This window comes from Merdimonas faecis (genome assembly GCF_001754075.1).
Taxonomy (GTDB): Bacteria; Bacillota; Clostridia; order Lachnospirales; family Lachnospiraceae; genus Merdimonas; species Merdimonas faecis.
This window is the reverse complement of sequence record NZ_MIEH01000014.1, coordinates 161,231-175,786: the sequence shown is the minus strand read 5'-3', so window position 1 is coordinate 175,786 and position 14,556 is coordinate 161,231. Positions and strand designations below refer to the sequence as shown.

Annotated in this window: 12 protein-coding genes and 1 pseudogene; all 13 read right to left on the bottom strand. The window is 46.9% G+C overall.

Annotated features, from left to right (window positions below; genetic code table 11):
- Window positions 1-24: 24 nt before the first annotated feature.
- Window positions 25-876, bottom strand: coding sequence for a class II fructose-bisphosphate aldolase (locus BKD12_RS06665; protein ID WP_070088519.1), 852 nt, complete (start codon window positions 874-876; stop codon window positions 25-27).
- A gap of 41 nt (window positions 877-917) precedes the next feature.
- The gene (locus tag BKD12_RS06660; RefSeq protein ID WP_070088518.1) at window positions 918-1,706 is read right to left on the bottom strand and encodes a DeoR/GlpR family DNA-binding transcription regulator; all 789 of its coding nucleotides are present in this window, start codon (window positions 1,704-1,706) and stop codon (window positions 918-920) included.
- A 172-nt stretch (window positions 1,707-1,878) separates the two neighbouring features.
- A complete protein-coding gene (gene rhaB, locus BKD12_RS06655; protein WP_070088517.1) occupies window positions 1,879-3,276 on the bottom strand; it encodes a rhamnulokinase in 1,398 nt (465 codons plus the stop codon).
- A gap of 27 nt (window positions 3,277-3,303) precedes the next feature.
- Window positions 3,304-3,966 (bottom strand): annotated as a pseudogene (locus BKD12_RS06650) (class II aldolase/adducin family protein); the annotation flags it as partial.
- Between the two features lie 192 nt (window positions 3,967-4,158).
- Window positions 4,159-5,691: an FGGY-family carbohydrate kinase gene (locus BKD12_RS06645; protein ID WP_070088515.1), complete on the bottom strand. Its 1,533-nt coding sequence runs from the start codon at window positions 5,689-5,691 to the stop codon at window positions 4,159-4,161.
- Window positions 5,692-5,769: 78 nt separating this feature from the next.
- On the bottom strand, window positions 5,770-6,906 hold the full coding sequence (locus BKD12_RS06640; protein ID WP_070088514.1) for an ROK family protein: 1,137 nt from the start codon (window positions 6,904-6,906) through the stop codon (window positions 5,770-5,772).
- 12 nt (window positions 6,907-6,918) lie between these two features.
- Entirely contained in the window at window positions 6,919-7,938 is a 1,020-nt protein-coding gene (locus BKD12_RS06635; protein ID WP_070088513.1) for a zinc-dependent alcohol dehydrogenase family protein, read from the bottom strand.
- Window positions 7,939-7,983: 45 nt separating this feature from the next.
- Window positions 7,984-8,475 carry an ureidoglycolate lyase gene (locus tag BKD12_RS06630; protein WP_070088512.1) on the bottom strand — a complete coding sequence of 164 codons (492 nt, stop codon included), beginning with the start codon at window positions 8,473-8,475 and terminating at the stop codon, window positions 7,984-7,986.
- Window positions 8,476-8,562: 87 nt separating this feature from the next.
- On the bottom strand, window positions 8,563-9,513 hold the full coding sequence (locus BKD12_RS06625) for an ABC transporter permease (RefSeq protein ID WP_070088511.1): 951 nt from the start codon (window positions 9,511-9,513) through the stop codon (window positions 8,563-8,565).
- A 2-nt stretch (window positions 9,514-9,515) separates the two neighbouring features.
- Window positions 9,516-11,030: a sugar ABC transporter ATP-binding protein gene (locus BKD12_RS06620; protein WP_070088510.1), complete on the bottom strand. Its 1,515-nt coding sequence runs from the start codon at window positions 11,028-11,030 to the stop codon at window positions 9,516-9,518.
- Between the two features lie 94 nt (window positions 11,031-11,124).
- Complete coding sequence (locus BKD12_RS06615) at window positions 11,125-12,159, bottom strand: sugar ABC transporter substrate-binding protein (RefSeq protein WP_070088509.1); 1,035 nt, start codon at window positions 12,157-12,159, stop codon at window positions 11,125-11,127.
- Window positions 12,160-12,224: 65 nt separating this feature from the next.
- Window positions 12,225-13,001, bottom strand: a complete 777-nt coding sequence (locus BKD12_RS06610) for an SDR family oxidoreductase (RefSeq protein WP_070088508.1) — start codon at window positions 12,999-13,001, stop codon at window positions 12,225-12,227.
- A 225-nt stretch (window positions 13,002-13,226) separates the two neighbouring features.
- A complete protein-coding gene (locus tag BKD12_RS06605) occupies window positions 13,227-14,399 on the bottom strand; it encodes an ROK family transcriptional regulator (protein ID WP_070088507.1) in 1,173 nt (390 codons plus the stop codon).
- Window positions 14,400-14,556 lie beyond the last annotated feature (157 nt).

Sequence of the window (14,556 nt, the reverse complement as noted above, 5' to 3'; positions counted from 1 at the left end):
CTGACTTGCTTGTTATCCAGCTTTCTATCTTGCTTTTCCTTCACATCCCAGAACTTTCATCCGGCCTTTTACCAGCTCTTTGACCGCCTCCATGCCGACTACGCCAAACTTCTTCGGATCAAAGGTCTCCGGCTTTTCCGCCAAGAGCTTCTTGCCTGCATCAGTATAAGCCGCACGCAGCTCTGTAGCAAAGTTTACCTTGCACATCCCTCTCTGCACACATTCCCTTACATCATCATCACTCAGTCCGGATGCGCCGTGAAGCACCAGCGGCACAGAAACCACTTTCTTGATCTCGGATACTCTTTCTTTATCCAGGACCGGTGTGGATGCATAGAAGCCATGGGCTGTTCCGATTGCAACCGCAAGAGATGTCACTCCGGTACGCTCTACAAATTCTCTTGCTTCCTCCGGATCGGTGTTGGTGTCTGCCTCTGCTTCCAGATCATCTTCCTTTCCGCCTACTTTGCCAAGCTCAGCCTCTACCGGGATACCCATGGCATTTGCCATATCCGCCACTTTCTTGGTGACTGCCACATTGCCTTCAAAATCCTCATGAGATCCGTCGATCATAACGGAGGTATATCCTGCTCTTAAAGCCTGTGCCGCCAGCTCAAAGCTGCTGCCGTGATCCAGGTGCAGACATACCGGAACGCTCGCCTTCTTTGCCTCTGCCGCCACGATCGCATAGTAGGTCTCCAGGGTTCCGTATTTTACTGTTGACGGTGTCGTCTGGAGCATAACAGGTGCGTTCATTTCCTCTGCCGCCGCAATAACAGCCTTTACCATTTCCATGTTCTCCACGTTAAATGCACCTACTGCATATCCGCCCTTCTGCGCGTCCTCCAGCATCTGTTTTGAAGTTACTAATGCCATTTTTTCGTCCTCCTATTTTATTATTATTTTTGTTGATAAACTTACTTTTTCTGGCCCGCTTTTCCTTTGCCCGGATATACACATTCAATCCGGAGTCTTTCAAACTCTCTTTGCCACTCTCTGGATGGCTCCTGGTCTGTCACTACTTTGGTAAGCTCCGTCCATTCAGCCACCTTCGCAAATGCCATCTTGTCAAATTTGCTATTATCCGCCACCAGGATCCTTTCTTTTGCCGCGCCAAGCATCAGGCGTTTGCTGCAGGCGTCCTGCTCGTCGGAATCCATCATTCCCGTGGCCATGTTTACGGCTTTGCAGGAGATGATGGCCTTGTCTACGTGATAGGAACTGATCATCCGGTTCGTGCCTGGCCCCACCAGTGCGAAAGAACGCTCTCTTGAAAGCCCTCCGGTAGATATTACATTCCACTCCGGAACATCAAACAATTCCACAATGATCTCTACGGAATTGGTGATCACCGTCAGCTTTTTCTTTTCCTTCAGCTTCCTTGCCACATACACTGCCGTCGAACTGGCGTCCAGCATTACCGCCTCGCCGTCCCGCACCATATCCGCAATGATCGCCGCCATCTGCTGCTTCTCTACCACCATCTGATTCTTCCGAATATTGAATGGCAGATCAAAAATACTGTGTTCATTCAAAACCGCACCACCGTAACTTTTAATGACCAACCCGTCATTTTCCAGCTTCTCCAGGTCACGGCGGATCGTTTCCTCCGACACCTGATACAGTCTGCTCAGTTCGCTCACCACAACACGCTTCTCCTGCTGAAGCTTCTCCAGTATTTGATTACGCCTTTCTATGGCAAGCATTTCCACACCTCCCGTCCGCTTGAATCCACAAAAATTATGTTGTTTCTGTTTAGATATTAGCACGAATACCAAACAAAATCAACAGCTATTTATTGTTTTTGTGTTGATTGTTGTGAAGGGGGACGTACACCTTTGCACAAGGTGTACGTCCCCCTTCACAGTTTTTTCACAATTAGCCATATATCTCAATCTCAAAAGATTCCCGGATGCATGCTCTTGCCGCATCCAGATCCGGAAATATGCCGTCACTTAGCATCTGCACGGTCACATTGCCGATAGCAGTGGCTTCCGTCGGGCCCGCGGATACGCGCCGCCCTGTATATTTTGCAGTAAGCTCATTTAAGTACCCGGCTTTTGAGCCTCCGCCCACTACATAGACAGTATCGTAATATTTACCAGTCATGCGCTCCAGCTGCGCCAGGGTATCCGCATAACATTTCGCCAGGCTGTTATAAATCACCGCCGCAATCTCTCCGGTAGTCTCCGGCACCTGCTGGCCCGTGCGCCTGCAGTAGTCCTGCACCGCCAAAGTCATGCTTTTCGGCGCCATAAAACTCTCGTCATTACAATCTACAATAGAGCTGATCGACTCCTCAGCCGCCAATGCACAGATTTCCCCAAAGCTCAGATCTTCGGTCAGTTCCTTTTTTACCGACTGGATCATCCACAGCCCCATGATGTTTCTAAGATAACGGTAGCGGTGATCGTATCCGCCCTCGTTTGTAAAGTCTGCCTTCATACTGTCCAGTGAACAGTCGGGCTCCTTTCTCTCTACCCCCATCAAAGACCATGTACCAGAGCTTATGTATACTACATCTTCTCCCTTTGCCGGCACTGCCAGTACCGCCGATCCAGTATCGTGGGATGCAGGAAGGACGACTTTACAGTCAAATCCTACCTCTTTTTGCACTGCTTCGGTGAGATGTCCGGCCACTGTTCCCGGCATTGATACTGGCCGGAAGATTTCTTTTGGAAATCCCAGCATAGAAAGAAGCTCCCAGTCCCAGTCTCCCGTTTCCGCATTCAAAAGCTGGCTGGTGGATGCGATGGTGTATTCCATCTTTTTCTCTCCGCTCAACAGGAAATGAAAATAATCCGGTGTCATCAGGATTGACCGTGCCTGCTTAAGATACTCGGGATGTGTTTCTTTGATTGCCTGCAGCTGATAGATCGTGTTGTACATCTGCCAGTGGATGCCGGTTCTCTGGTATAGATCCTCCTGGGAAATCACCTCTCCAACCTTGTCTTCCATGCCGTGCGTCCGGCTGTCCCGGTACCCCACCGTATCACCCAGGATCTGGTCATTCTCGTCCAGCAGTACAAAATCCACGCCCCAGGTATCGACGGAAACAGATACCGGAATCTTCCCGATCTCCTTACATTTCTTCATCCCGTTTTTAATCTCGGCAAACAAATGCGGAATGTCCCAACACAGCAATCCATTCTTTTCCTGCATACCATTCTGAAAACGATATACTTCCTCCAGCGTCATTTTCCCATGATCTACTTCAGCCAGAATGTGGCGGCCACTGGACGCTCCTATATCTACTGCCAAATAATAACTGCCCATCTGTCTGTCACCTGCCTTCTACTTTACAGCCGGATGTCTGCCCACAACATTCATTCTCCGGCGGGTCTCATAAAGCTCTTCCACTTTTTCCGGCGGAATGATCTTTGCTCCGCCCAGCATCTGTGCCTGATACATCAGGCGGGCATAAAACTCAACAGATTCCATCTTGTAATAGGCATTGAGAAGAGAATCCGAGTAAGTCAGCGCCCCATGGTTTTCCAAAAGTACCGCATCATAGTCATCCAAAAATCCCTCGATCGAATCCGGAACCTCCATCGTTCCTGGCGTTCCGTACTTTGCAAGCGGCACACCGCCCAGAGAAATCACTGCCTCCGGCATGATCGGATCCATTAATGGTTTTCCTGCGATCGCAAAAGAAGTGGCATACATGGGATGAGCATGAACCACTGCTTTTACATCCGGACGCTTCTCATATATCCTCATATGCATCTTCACTTCTGAAGAAGGGCGAAAGCCCTCGTTGGCTTCCAGAACCTCTCCCTTTGCATTGACCTTACAGATAAACTCCGGGGTCATGAATCCCTTGCTGACTCCCGTCGGTGTACACAGGAACTCATCATCACTGAGTTTTACAGAAAAATTGCCGTCGTTGGCAGCCACCATCCCGCGATTGTAGACACGCCTGCCGATTTCACACATCTCCTGCTTGATTTCCAGTTCACTTTTCATAACAACTTTGTCCTTTCTTTTTTGGCATGTTGGTTTACGTTTTCTATGATTTCATAGTAACACAGAACCCAACATAATTCAACTTAAATTATGTTGGGTTTATTTGTTTTTATTGTTCTATTTGGTATTTGTTCATAATTCCACATCAAATGGGGACGTACCCCTTTGCAAAAGGTGTACGTCCCCATTTGATTACCGGATCTTTGTCAGATCTTTCATATCTTCTTTCAGATGATTATAAATGCTCTTGTAGAGTCTGAAGTACTCGTTGTACTTTTTATGGTTTTCTTCGTTTGGCATGATCTTTTCATCCAGCACCTGCCACTTCTTCACTTCCTCGTAGGTCAGAAGGCCGGTTCCGATTCCTGCAAGCATTACGTCACCCATGTTCGCCTCTACGTCATAGATCGGGCAAACTACCGGGTATCCGGTCACATCTGCGAAAATCTGGCGCCATACTTTGGACTTGGTTACGCCGCCGGCGATCAGGATATATTCACCCAGATCATCTCCGGTTGCCTCCATGGCGTCGCGCAGGCAGTAGGCAACTGCTTCCAGAAATGCGCGGTAAATATGGCCTTTCGTATGTGTAAGGGAAAGTCCCACGATGGTTCCTTTTGCATCCGAGTCCCATACCGGGCTTCTCTCGCCCATGAAGTAAGGAAGTACTACCAGCCCCTCGCTTCCGGCCGGAATCTTCTCAGCCTGTCCGTTCAGCACATCATACATGCTTGGGCCGCCGTTCTTCTGCTGCTCAACCTCCCACTGGCACAGTGTGTTGCGGAACCATTTCACGATCGCTCCCGCCGTATTTCCGCCCGCAAAGTAGTAAGAAAGATTCTTTGCGTCGTAAAGATACGGCCACACGATCAGCCCGTTTCCTTTCACCGGCTTATCTGAGATCAGCGCCGCACACATGGATGTTCCGATAGCCGCCGCATAAATTCCGGATTCAAATACGCCAAGACCGATGTTTGCCGCTCCACAGTCGATACCGCTGGCGATTACCGGGAAGCCTTCCCACAGTCCCAGATCTTCAGCCGCTTCCTTTGTCATGCCGCCCACAATATCCGTAGACTCTACGATCCGCTGCGGCATCATGGACACCGGGATTCCCATGGCGTCCATCAACTCTTTGGACCACTCTCTTTTGTTCATATCAAAGATACCGCCGATATTTCCGGCAGAAGAATAATCAATCGCAATCTCGCCCGTCAGCTTATAGATCACATAGTCATTCGGAGGCAGGAACAATTTGGTCTTCGCCCAGTTTTCTGGCTCATGGTTCTTCATCCACAGGATCTTGGTGTATCCGTAATAAGGATCCGCACCATTAAAGGTAATCTCCTGGAGCTTCTCCTCTCCGATATTCTCCAGCACCCATTTTGTCTCCTCGTCCGCTCTTCTGTCCATCCAGATCATACAGGGACGAACCGGCTCCATATTTTCATCCAGCGGGATCCCGGAACCTCCGTACAATCCGCTGATCGCAATACCTTTGATGTCTTCGCTCTTAATGCCTGCCTCTTTTGCCTTTGCCACCGTATTGCGGATAGAATCCTTCGTCGCCTCATACCACACATCCGGCCACTGCTCCGCCCACAGAGGTGCCGGCGTCAGCACATCATACTCCTGCAGATCCTGTGCGATCAGTTTTCCTTCCGTATCCATCAAAATGGTTTTTGTCCCTGATGTTCCAATGTCCGTACCCAGTAAATAGTTCATAATTTTCCTCCTTTTTATTATTTAAACCGCTTTTATAAAACCTATTTAAATAATACTTCCACAAAGGGAATCTGTCAACTAAATATCCGACAAAAATTCGTCGACAAAGAAGATTGCCGCTCCTGCCGCAGATGCCTCTTTTTTATAGCGGCAGGCAAAGATATAATCTTCCGCCTTATCTTCAAAGGGGTTCTTTTCGTCCACGCGCTGATAAAGGTCTTCCAGATAATCACCTATGTAGGCCCCTACATATCCTCCCAGGATAACTTTACAGTCAAACAGGATACGGATATTGTAGATTGCCGACGCAAGATGATCCAGATAAACATCCCACAAAGCAGCCGCCCTCTCATCACCTGCACCCAGCCTGTGAAAAAACTCCTCCAGATTTCCATTTGTGTATTCATCCAGCTTTCCAGCCCGGCAAACAGTATCAAAACAGCCATATTTTCCGCAGTAGCAGAGCTCGCCATTTTCAGGCACCACTGCCATATGTCCGATTTCTCCGCCTTTTTGTGTGTCACCCGCATATATTTCATGATCGACGATAAAGGAGCCGCCCACACTATTGCTCAGGCTGATATAAAACGCATTCCGCACATCCGGATCCTTCCACGTCTCAATATAGCCGGCAGCATAGGAATCATGCACCAGCCTGCAGGGGTAGGGAATATATTTGCAGATCTCTTCTTTTGACCTTCCTGTAAAATTTAAGGTCCGCCCGTAGATCACTGTTTCCCCATCGTCAGAGATCAGCCCCGGCACAGAGATTCCAACACCCAGCAATTCCTTTTCTCCGATGTCTGCTTCTTCCTTAATCTTTTCCACCAGCTCTCCCAGCTCCCGCAGATAAGAATCACTGTTCAGATCAAATACAGCCTGCTTTTTGATAACAAGCTCCACATCCCCCGACAGATCCACCGCAACACCATTCATATGATGCGCCGTGATATAAATGCCAATAGCCATTTTCGCCTTTTTCAGATAGGTAAATGCCGTGGCATTGCGCCCTCCTGTATTCGTAATCTTTTTCGACGAATCGATCAAGGATGTCCTCTTCAAATATTCAAGGTTCTGGGTAACCGTCGGCAGGCTCAGCTCCAGCGCCACAACCAGATCCTGTTTTGACACCGACTCATTTCTTCGGATATAATCATAAATGCGCTGGCGGTTTTTTATTTTTATTTCATTTGAACTCAACTTCTCAATGTCCATATATATGCCCGTCTATGAAATTTGAATCATAACCTTTCCTGTTCTTCTATATTCCGGCTTTGTAAATACATCTGCAATATCGTCAAGTGGAACTACATTGGTGATCAGACTTTCCAGCTCAACCGTCCCCGACTCCAATATCTGGATCGCCCTTTCGAAACTGTACGGATTGATATAAGAGGACGTAATATGCAGTTCTTTCTTGAAAATGTCATCTGGCCTGATCGGAAAGCTTTCCTCCGGAGCTGCCAGCCCAAAATACATGATCGTCGCACCTTTCCCGGCAAAACGCACCGCATCTGCCTGGGTGTGCACATTTCCAACGCATTCTATGACCACATTCACATTTTCGCAATATTCTGCCAACACAGCCTCCACATCCTCATGAAGCGGATCAATCGTTTTCGTAGCGCCAAGCTTTAACGCTTGTTCTCTCTTCTCTTCTACCGGCTCAGACATGATAACCTTCGATGCACCCGCATTCTTTGCCAGCTGCATCATGATCATGCCGATGGGGCCTCCTCCAATCACAAGCACCGTATCTCCCGCTTTGATATTGCACAGGTCAATGCCATGCAGGCAACAGGAAATGGGTTCTGTCATAGCCGCCTCGATAAAGCTTAAGTCATCGGAAACTTTATATACCTGCTTCTCACGCATGATCACGTATTCTGCAAATCCGCCGTCCACCGTAGTTCCTACGCCAATATTATTTTTGCAGAAATGCTGCATGCCGCTCTTGCAAAAATAACATTCTCCGCACATATCATTGGGATCGCCGGTCACCCGGTCGCCCACCTTCACGGTCTTAACCTTGGATCCCACCTCTGCTACAACACCAGAAAACTCGTGTCCGGGAACCAGGGGCGGCGTCACATCACAGCAACCCCCGTCACCGTGAAAAATGTGGATATCTGTTCCGCAGATTCCACAATATTTTACTTGAATCTTAACTTCATTATCTTTCAGCTTGCGGACCGGAACCTCTTCCACTCTCAAATCTCCGGGTCCGTGGTATACTGCAGCTTTCATTTCTCAGTCCTCCTCACCTGTCTGACACATCATCAAAAGTATTTCTCAAAGCACAATCTCAAACTGCTGCTCCTCTTTCAATTCTACCACAGTACAGTCATTTGCATAAGTGCATTCAGGAAGAATGATCATAGCGTGAAGTACATCCTCCTTCACAGGCAGCGGCGCAAGATGCCAGATAGCCGTATTGATCTTAACCATCGTCCCCTTCGGTACGACGAATGCCTTTGTCCACTCTGGCACAGGTGTTCCGCCAGAAGTCGGCGCCACGTGAATGATCATATCATCATTCAGAGGAAGGATCATCTCCGGAGATGTCGTGTGATATTCCACTGATTTTATCACTATTTTTTCTTCTTTTCTTACTGCAATCGGAGAGTATCCCACCCGTGTCGTGCAGGACTCACTGATCCGGTCCGGATAAAACTTGTGAATCTCCCCCTCCAGCGCATAGCCTTCGGGATTCAAATAATCATAGTAGACTCCGAAAGGTGCATATGCCTCTCTGCTAATAGGTTCTGCTTTAATCGTATGCATATTTCTCCTTTCCCAAACTTCTTAAGTTTGCACAAAATCCCGGCAAATATACTTGCCGGGATTTCACCTTTTCGTATCTGATCTAAATTAATTCTGCTGTGATTTTTTCTGGATACAGTCAAATCCAACTGCAAATGCAAGTACGATACCTAATACAATGTCCTGGACATAGGAGTTGATATTCAACAATACCATTCCGTTTCTCAGAGCACCGATAATACAGGTACCGGCGATAACTCCTGACATCTTACCGGATCCACCGCTGATGGATACACCGCCTAAAACTACACAGGTGATAACGTTAAATTCTTCACCCTTAGCAGCGGATGCATTACCGGAATTAGTACGGGACAGAAGAACGAGTCCTGCAAGTCCTGAGAAGAATCCGGAAAGGGCGAATACCAAGTATTTTACAGCTCCTACGCGGATACCGGACAGCTTAGCCGCCTCAATATTACCGCCCACTGCATAGAAATACCGTCCAAAATAAGTTTTATTCAAGATAAAAGATCCAATTGCAAAGCAGACCGCCATAATGATAACTGGAATCGGCACGATTCCAACATATCCCTGGCCCAGAGTTGTAAAGCCATCCGGGAAACCGCTGATCGGCATACCGCCGCATATGATATAGGCCAATCCGTTAAAGGCCGTTTGCGTTGCAAACGTTGCAATGATGGCCGGTATTCCAACCGTTGAAACCATGAAACCATTTAACACACCGATCAGTGTAGCTGCAACCATGGAAAGAGCACATGCCAGATACATATTCATTCCCATGTTAACCATCATGTACGCACCAATGATGTTGATAAATGACATAATCGTACCTACGGAAAGGTCGATATCACCAAGCAGGATAACGAACATCATACCAACGGATGCAATACCATAGAACGCTACCTGACGAAGCAGGGTCAACAGGTTATCCGGGTTGATAAATCTCGGATTTGCAACTGTAAAGGCAATCACCAGCACAATCAGCACAAGCCAGATCGCCTTATCCTTTATCTGATACATTACTTTGCTATTATTCATAATTAAGCCTCCTCAACCTTGGCTTTGGCTGCTGATGCAAATGCCATGATGGTCTCCTGACTGAACTCCTCTTTGCTGATCTCGCCAGTCATATCGCCCTCTGCCAGGACGATGATCCGATCCGACATACCCATTAATTCTTCCATTTCGGAAGAAATCATCAGAATTGCCTTTCCCTCTTTTTCCACTAAATCGTTCATTAACTTATAAATCTCGTGCTTTGCACCTACATCAATACCACGTGTAGGCTCATCGAATATAATCAGCTCAGAATCGGCTGCCAGCCACCTTCCAAGGATAACCTTCTGCTGATTACCACCACTCAAATTCTTTACCAGCTGATTCAAAGTCGGAGTCTTAATGGCCATATTTTCTCTATACTTTTCTGCAATAGCCTTCTCCTTCTTAGAATTAATCACACTCAAGGTAGAATTCCTCTGATAAATCGGCATGTTGATATTATTCTTGATAGAGATTCCCAGCATAGCGCCGTGACGTTTCCTGTCCTCCGGCACCAGTGCGATTCCTAAATCTATTGCCTCCCGCGGGCTCTTCGGGTTGACTTCTTTTCCTTTAAAGATGATCTGTCCAGACTGTTTTTTTGCCGCTCCAAAAATAACTTCAGCAAGTTCTGTACGTCCTGCTCCTACCAGTCCGCCCAGTCCCAGGATTTCTCCTCTATGAACCTGTAGACTGATGTTGCGGTCACCGTTTCCAGTCACATTCTTAAGCTCCAGAACCACATCATCCTTCTTGATACAGTCTCCTCTTGGCGGATATGTTTCTGTCAGCTCACGTCCTACCATCAATTGAATCAGTTCCTGTACCTCACTGTCCTTCGTAATCAGAGTCTTGACATACTCACCGTCACGCAGGACCAGTATCCGGTCGGACAGACGGTAAATCTCCTCCAGACGATGAGAAATGTAAATGATGGACACCCCTTGTTTTCTTAAAAGTTCCACTACCTCGAACATACTCTCGACTTCCTTGCTGGTCAGAGGTGCGGAAGGCTCATCCATGATCAGGATCTTCGCATTCTGCTGGATTGCCTTTGCGATTTCTACCATCTGCTGATAGCCGACAGTCAGGTTCTTCATTAATTCCTTCGGGTTGATTTTTATATGTAACCTTTCAAATGCCTTGGCCGCCTCTTTTTCCATGGCTGCCTTATCTATCATGATCCCTTTTCTGATCGGATGTCCCAGGAACAAGTTTTCTGCTGCCGACAGCTCTTTTACATTGTTAAACTCCTGATAAATAATTGCGATTCCATTTTCCGATGCAAGCTGAGGCGTCATGCTCGTAAATTCTTTTCCGTTTACTTTGATCTTGCCGGAGGTCGGAATAACCGCCCCGGAGCAACATTTAATCAAGGTAGATTTCCCCGCTCCATTCTCACCGATCAGAGCCAGAATCTCGCCCTTTTTCAACTGCAGCGTAACATCTTTCAGCGCAACAACACCCGGGTATTCTTTTCTTATATGCTCTAATTCCAATACATATTCTTCGCTCATATTCTTCCCCCGTGATAGTTTCATCGAGGGGCAGCTTATACCAAAGCCGCCCCCCGTTTTGCTTTCATTAACTAGCTACTTTTTCAGACAACTATTACATACCAGCCTGGATTTCTTCAATGTTGTCAGAGTTAATTTCCATAGTCGGTCTGTATACGTTCTTCTCGTCTCCGGAAACATCATCGAACTCACCGTTCAGGATCTTCTCAAACATCTCATAGCAAGCCTGTGCTGTATCAGTGTTGGATCCCTCGAATCCTACGATAGCTCTAACAGCTTCGTCCCCAGCCTGCAGAGCGTCTAACTGCTCGCTGGTAACGTCAGTTGTGATAACGCCAACATCTTCCGGAATATTTCCAGCTCCGCCATATTCTGCAAGGAGTGCTGTGTTGGATCCGATCATAGCGCCGGCGCCTACACCAACCCATACCTTACAATCCGGATGAGCCTGGAGAACTGTCTCAGCCTGGGACTGAACTTCGTTGTTTACTACACCTTCGATCGTAGCTACGATCTCATAGTTGTCTTCGCAGTTCTCTTCCAGACCGGCTTCGATACCCTGCTGTCTCTCTAACAGAACCTGTGTATCCGGTTTACCGATGACACATACTTCCGCTTTGTTGTCAGCTGTGAAGTGCTCATTGATAAAGTTAGCTGCTGTTTTTCCAATCTCTTTACCAAGCTCTGTGTTGTCAAGAACCCAGTTAGCTGTGGTGTTTTCCATTTCGTTATCCCAGCACATTACCTTGATGCCTGCATCCAGAGCCTGCTTGCAGGACTCTTCTACTGCATCTGCATCGTGTGGGTGAACCATGATCAGGTCACATCCGCTGGTGATAAAGTTTTCGATCTGGCTGATCTGTGTTGATGCGTTTTCTTCACATCCAACGATAGTAGCTTCATATCCGTTTTCTTTCAGAATCTCTCCCAGCTTGCTCATAACGCCTGCCCAGTATGCATTTTCAATGTTCTGAACAGTAATACCGATCTTCTTTCCGCCACCAGAACCTTCATCGGATCCGCTGTCCCCACTGTCTCCGCTGTCAGATGATCCACCGCTAGAGCATCCGATCAGCATGGTTGCTACCATTGCGATGCAAAGGATAGCGCTTAACACTTTCTTTTTCATATTTCGTCCTCCTTTTTAATGAAAATGTATTTTTTATAGCCTTTGCTATTAGCTATCTTAATAATTTAGAAGCAAGTAAACGCTCCGTCTACAACGATATCGGAACCTGTTGTGAACGGACAGCTGTCGCCAGCCAGGTATACCAGGATGGACTGCAGCTCTTCTGGTTTTCCAACTCTTCCCATAGGAGCCATAGCGTTCCACTGTGCAATCAGCGGTTTCAGATGATCCGCATTCATAATTAATTCTGTTCCGATGTATCCAGGGCTGATGCAGTTGACACGTACACCCTTCTTAGCCCACTCTACTGCCAGAGATTTTGTCAGCATGATCACACCTGCCTTGGATGCATTATATGCACACTGCGGCTGTGGAACGTTTACGATATGTCCGGACATAGAAGCCGTGTTGATGATAGATCCATATCCCTGTTTCAGCATTACTCTACCTGCAGCTGTTGCACAAAGATAAACTCCGGTGAGGTTGATATCAATGACTTTTTTCCACTGTTCAAATGTCATCTCTTCTGCCGGCTGGTTAATACAGATTCCCGCGTTGTTATAGCATGCATCCAATTTGCCATAGGTCTCAACTACCTTTGCAACCATAGCCTCTACCTGCTCCTGGTTTGTTACATCACATTCAATGGCGATCGTATTAGAGCCGGTAGCTTCTTTAATCTCATCTGCAACCTTCTGTGCGCCTTCCAGGTTGATATCAACAATTGCAACATCTGCTCCTGCTTCTGCAAAAGCCATTGCCGCACATCTTCCGATTCCGCTTGCAGCACCTGTTACATAGATTGCTTTTCCATCCAGTCTCATTTTTTCAATAATTCCCATTTTGTCCTCCTCCCGGTTGCTGGCCGTTCTACTTTTATTTTACCTTTTATAAAGGTGTTTTATAAATGTTGTTTTTATTATATTCCTCTGCAGCCTTTTTTCGCAATACGTAATATCAGCCAAAATGTTTTTCTCTTTTTTATGCACCTTGTATAATGTTATTTTTTTATCAACTGCTTTTTTCGTCACATTGACTCATGCTTAATGTGGCTTCTTTATCTCCTGCTAGATAGAAGAAATATATTCCTCCATCTGATACAGGGCCGCTCCCAGCGCCGAGGCCTCCTTCTGGTATCTGCAGGCTCTGGCGTAAGATCCATCATGATCAAAAATGTCCAGAGCAGCAAGTCTTGACCGTAATTCTTTTATGTATGGTCCAATAAAGCTTCCCACATAGCCTCCAAGAACCACGTCACAGTCAAAAGCCATCCTGAGATTATCTACCGTAACAGCCAGATGATCCAGATATCTGTCCCAGACATCCCGATATTCCGGATCTCCTTCTTCCAGCTTTTCAAAAAAGCGCTCCAGTTTGCCATTTTCCAGCTCTGCCAGCTTTTTTGCAGAACAATAAACATCCACACATCCCTTTTTCCCGCAGTAACAAGGTTCTCCGCCAGGATACAGTGTCATATGTCCAAACTCGCTGCTTCTCCAATGATCACCTTCATGCGTGTAGACACGAGACGATGAAGCATTTCCCTCTTCATCTCCATTTTTATTTTCCGGACGCAGAAAAACAGCTCCTCCCACCGAATTACTAAGCAGCAGGTACACCATACTCTCCTGCCTCTTTTCTCCCGCCACTTCTGCCAGCGCAGCCGCACTGGCATCATTCATCACCACGCAGGGATAAGGCATCCTCGAAATCCATTCCTCACAGGGAACATCATAATACCCCAGTACGTGTGAGTTTGGAATCATCTGTCTGGTCTGATCTATGATCGCCGGAAGTGATACGCCCATTCCCAGGATCCGCTCCTGCGGCACATCATTTTCTTCCACAAACTGCTCTACAATATCCGCAATTTCTTCTATATATTGCACATCGTTCCGGAACGTTTTGGGAATCCGCCTGTGTGCCAGGGCTTCCTCGCTCAGATCCGTATACACCAGTCCTACATGATTCAGCGTAATATCCACGCCAATGGTGTATTGAAAATCTTTTACAGAGGCGATCGCTTTCGCTTTCCTTCCGCCGGTGGATTCATATTCTCCCACCTCCCGGATCACGCCCGCCTCCTTCAGTTCCTTAACGATAGACATCACCGTCGGTCCGCTGATTTCCAGCGCAGAAGATATCTCCGACATGCATGTCTCTTTTGTATGATTGATAAAGCGGAACACCCGGTTCCGATTGACTCTTCGCACATCCGTATTGTTAGTGCTTGTTCGCATTCCCCCGCTCACCCACTTTTTTAAGGTGTTTATTTAAGTGCCTTTTTAACATGGATTTATTATAGCACTCATTTTCTCACTTTTCAATAGTTTTTGTCCAGTTCGCACAATTATTTTCTTTAATACGAAAAATCTATTGGTCAATTTTGTTGTTTTT

What these genes read in the sequence shown, in the direction of transcription:
- BKD12_RS06665 (WP_070088519.1), bottom strand. Translation starts at nt 876, where the DNA reads ATGGCATTAGTAACTTCAAAACAGATGCTGGAGGACGCGCAGAAGGGC.
- BKD12_RS06660 (WP_070088518.1), bottom strand. Translation starts at nt 1,706, where the DNA reads ATGCTTGCCATAGAAAGGCGTAATCAAATACTGGAGAAGCTTCAGCAG.
- rhaB (WP_070088517.1), bottom strand. Translation starts at nt 3,276, where the DNA reads ATGGGCAGTTATTATTTGGCAGTAGATATAGGAGCGTCCAGTGGCCGC.
- BKD12_RS06645 (WP_070088515.1), bottom strand. Translation starts at nt 5,691, where the DNA reads ATGAACTATTTACTGGGTACGGACATTGGAACATCAGGGACAAAAACC.
- BKD12_RS06640 (WP_070088514.1), bottom strand. Translation starts at nt 6,906, where the DNA reads ATGGACATTGAGAAGTTGAGTTCAAATGAAATAAAAATAAAAAACCGC.
- BKD12_RS06635 (WP_070088513.1), bottom strand. Translation starts at nt 7,938, where the DNA reads ATGAAAGCTGCAGTATACCACGGACCCGGAGATTTGAGAGTGGAAGAG.
- BKD12_RS06630 (WP_070088512.1), bottom strand. Translation starts at nt 8,475, where the DNA reads ATGCATACGATTAAAGCAGAACCTATTAGCAGAGAGGCATATGCACCT.
- BKD12_RS06625 (WP_070088511.1), bottom strand. Translation starts at nt 9,513, where the DNA reads ATGAATAATAGCAAAGTAATGTATCAGATAAAGGATAAGGCGATCTGG.
- BKD12_RS06620 (WP_070088510.1), bottom strand. Translation starts at nt 11,030, where the DNA reads ATGAGCGAAGAATATGTATTGGAATTAGAGCATATAAGAAAAGAATAC.
- BKD12_RS06615 (WP_070088509.1), bottom strand. Translation starts at nt 12,159, where the DNA reads ATGAAAAAGAAAGTGTTAAGCGCTATCCTTTGCATCGCAATGGTAGCA.
- BKD12_RS06610 (WP_070088508.1), bottom strand. Translation starts at nt 13,001, where the DNA reads ATGGGAATTATTGAAAAAATGAGACTGGATGGAAAAGCAATCTATGTA.
- BKD12_RS06605 (WP_070088507.1), bottom strand. Translation starts at nt 14,399, where the DNA reads ATGCGAACAAGCACTAACAATACGGATGTGCGAAGAGTCAATCGGAAC.